We start from the raw sequence: 3,131 nt of genomic DNA on the forward strand, positions 1-3,131 counted from the left end.
GCCGCAGGGTGTCGACGACGCGCTTTCCAGCCGCTTCATCCTCACAGCCAATATCGAAGCGAAGGATGGCGGCAAGGAGATCGCCCACGGCAACGGCAAGGTGGTGCGCGCCCGCCTGTCCGACGCGCTTTATTTCTGGACGACCGACCAGGGCGATTTGCCTGACCTGGCTGAGCTCGAGGCATCGGCGGAAAAATTCGGGCTTGATCTCAAGAAGCCGCTCGACCAGCGCATGGCCCGGCTCGACCATCTCGGCGTGACTTTCCACGCCAAGCTCGGCACGCAGGGCGAACGGGTGGAGCGGATCAAGCGATTGGCGGAAGAACTGGCGCCGATCGTGGCGCAGTCAATCTCCCCCCTTGAGGAGGAGATGGCCGGCAGGCCAGAGGGGGTCGCCGCGCGTGAAGCGCCGGCGTCCTCTGACCGCGATGGGGCGTCGCATCCGGTCGTGCCGACCCCCTCTGTCGCCTTCGGCGACATCTCCCCCTCGAGGGGGGAGATTATCGCGCTCGCAGGTCGTGCCGCCGTCTTGGCCAAGGCCGATCTCACCACCGAAGTCGTCGGCGAGTTTCCGGAACTGCAGGGCGCAATGGGCCGCAAATATGCGCTGCTTCAGGGCGAGCATGCATCGGTCGCCGCTGCAGCGGAGGAACACTACAAGCCGCAGGGCCCGTCCGATCGCGTACCGAGCGATCTGGTGTCGGTCGCTGTCGCGCTCGCCGACAAGCTGGATACACTGGTCGGCTTCTGGGCGATCGACGAAAAGCCGACAGGGTCGAAGGACCCTTATGCGTTGCGGCGGGCCGCGCTCGGGGTTGTTAGAATATTGGTCGAGAATAATATTCGACTGGCGCTGATATCCATTGTCGGGACGGCTTCCGACCTCCTCTCCTTCTTCCACGACCGCCTGAAGGTCTATCTCCGTGACCAGGGCGCACGGCATGATCTCATCGATGCGGTGTTGGCGGCAGGTTCGCGCCCCATCTCCCCCCTAGAGGGGGAGATGTCGGCGAAGCCGACAGAGGGGGGCGCTATCCCGCCGACCTCTCAGCGCGAAGCGCCCCCCTCTGCCCTGCCGGGCATCTCCCCCACAAGGGGGGAGATTGGCCAATCGCCGAACGACGATCTCCTGCAGATCGTGCGCAGGGTCGAGGCGCTGGGCTCCTTCCTCGATACGGAGGACGGTAAGAACCTGCTCGCCGGCACCAAGCGTGCGGCCAACATTCTGGCCGCCGAGGAGAAGAAGAAAACGGCGGTCGCCGAAACCGTTGAGCCGGCGCTGTTTCGCGAGGATGCCGAGAAATCGCTGTTTGCGGCGGTGAATCAGGCTGAGAAGCAAGCCGGCGAAGCGATTCAAAACGATGACTTTTCCGGCGCCCTGCTGGCGCTTAGCGTGTTGCGCGAACCGGTTGATTCATTCTTTGAGCATGTTCTCGTAAACGATGAGGATCAGGCGGTGCGTGCCAACCGCCTGGCGCTGCTCGCCCGCATCCGCGCGGCCACCGGTCAGGTCGCGGATTTCTCCAGGATCGCAGGTTAAGGCGAAGAAAATATTCTCTGCTACCGGCCGCTCAAGCCGGCTTACAGTCATATGGCGATGATCTCTCCGTGGCAAAAGGAACATGTTCCCCAACCCCACGGAGGCTTCCATGAATTCCGATCACGAAATCGAAGTGACAGAAGAAACTCCCGCCGAGGCGCTTGAATCCGCTTCCGAAACCCGCCGCAGCAGCGGTCGAAGCCGCTGACCTGTCTGATGACGACGAAGATGAAGACGAAGAAGACGAGGACGACGCCGAGGACAGCGTGAAGGCTGAAGGCGACGAGTCCGAAGAAGATGACGACAAGGAAGAAGCGGCCTGATTTTTTCAGCCGCCGAATCTATCGATGGCAAGGCGGCGCTGAGGCGCCGCCTTCTCCTATCAGCCGTCCCCCGAAGCCGACGGTCAGCCGCCCCGGCGACGGTCAGTTCTCGAGAATGCTGACGCGCACGCTGTTTTCGTAGACATCGACCTGGATCAGCGGTTCGCCATTGACGATGGCGCGCTTGGTCGAGGAACTCATCGCGCCGCCGCGTTCCAGCATGCGCTGCAGGTCGGCGCGCTGACCGTTGGTCCTGAACCAGCCATCAGCCTCGTCGTCGCTGTCACGGCGGTGGAATTTGTGCCAGTTGGCGCGGTCCTGCCGCACCATCTGCGCGGCATTGTCCAGCGCATAGCCGTCACTCGCCTGATGGTCGCGATCGGAAATGCGCGCGACATAAGATCCCAGCATGTCGTCGGCATGAGCCGCGACGACGCCAAGCAACGACGCCAGCAGAAGGCCTGCCCCGGTTACGATTCCAGATTTTCTCATGATCACCCCCCTTTACCCCTAACGATGAAATCCCGTCTGCCAGAAATACCTAGAACGGGATTTGCCTGGCAATGGTGCGCCGGGCGCCAGACCACCGTCAAGTCACGCCATCGATGTCGGCTGTCTTGGAGCCGGGGCTATTTGGTGTAGCCGTTGGGAGGCATGTGCTGCCCTGCTGCCGGCGCCGGAGCGCTCGGCGGCGTGGGTTGGTTCTCGGCGTTCCCTGAGGGGGCTGCGGAGGCGGTGGCCGTTGCCGGCGCTGTGCCTGCCGCCGGCGCCGTGCCAGCGGCCGGCGCGGCACCGGCCGCTGGTGCAGCGGTTGGCGCCGGTGCAGGGAAATCGGGACCGGTAACGCCGCCACGAATGACCATCGGGCCTGGCTGGAAGCCGTGCCCGGTCGCGGGCTTGTCCGGGATCGCCGCCACTTTTTCATCGGTGACGTCGGGCTGCGCTTCCCCTTTTGCCACCACCGACAGCGCATCGCTGGCGCTGACCGCATCGGCGGTTCCAGGCTGGTTGGGGGCGCCGATCCTGACGATCGATGGGGTGGAGGATGGCGTGCCTGGAAAAACCAGGGATGACGCCTGGGCTTCGCCGGCCGCAACAGCAAGAATGATACCCAACAGGATACGCGCAGACACTGATGTCGCTCCCCTTTGCCCAGAAGCTCTTCGATAGCAGGCCGGAATTGATGCCGGCTTTCGCGGAAACATAGCATTTTAGGGATTGATAAATCGCCAATGCTCCTGCTCGCCAACAATAGGTTACCCAACAGC

4 protein-coding genes are annotated in these 3,131 nt (G+C 63.2%); 2 read left to right on the top strand and 2 right to left on the bottom strand.

Annotation, left to right across the window (positions count from 1 at the left end; genetic code table 11):
- Both EN984_RS28190 and EN984_RS28195 read left to right on the top strand, forming a co-directional pair.
- Nucleotides 1–1,540: glycine--tRNA ligase subunit beta (locus tag EN984_RS28190; protein WP_245480133.1), on the top strand; the 1,540-nt coding region annotated here is incomplete at its 5' end.
- 161 nt (nt 1,541–1,701) lie between these two features.
- Nucleotides 1,702–1,863, top strand: coding sequence for a hypothetical protein (locus EN984_RS28195; protein ID WP_236382840.1), 162 nt, complete (start codon nt 1,702–1,704; stop codon nt 1,861–1,863).
- 102 nt (nt 1,864–1,965) lie between these two features.
- On the opposite strand, the gene EN984_RS28200 is transcribed toward EN984_RS28195, so the two are convergent.
- Nucleotides 1,966–2,355 (bottom strand): hypothetical protein, encoded by a 390-nt coding sequence (locus EN984_RS28200; RefSeq protein ID WP_127271781.1) that lies wholly within the window; start codon nt 2,353–2,355, stop codon nt 1,966–1,968.
- A gap of 137 nt (nt 2,356–2,492) precedes the next feature.
- A complete protein-coding gene (locus tag EN984_RS28205; protein ID WP_127272277.1) occupies nt 2,493–2,996 on the bottom strand; it encodes a hypothetical protein in 504 nt (167 codons plus the stop codon).
- Between the last annotated feature and the right edge of the window lie 135 nt (nt 2,997–3,131).

This window comes from Mesorhizobium sp. M7A.F.Ca.CA.004.12.1.1 (assembly GCF_003997835.1).
Classification (GTDB): domain Bacteria; phylum Pseudomonadota; class Alphaproteobacteria; order Rhizobiales; family Rhizobiaceae; genus Mesorhizobium.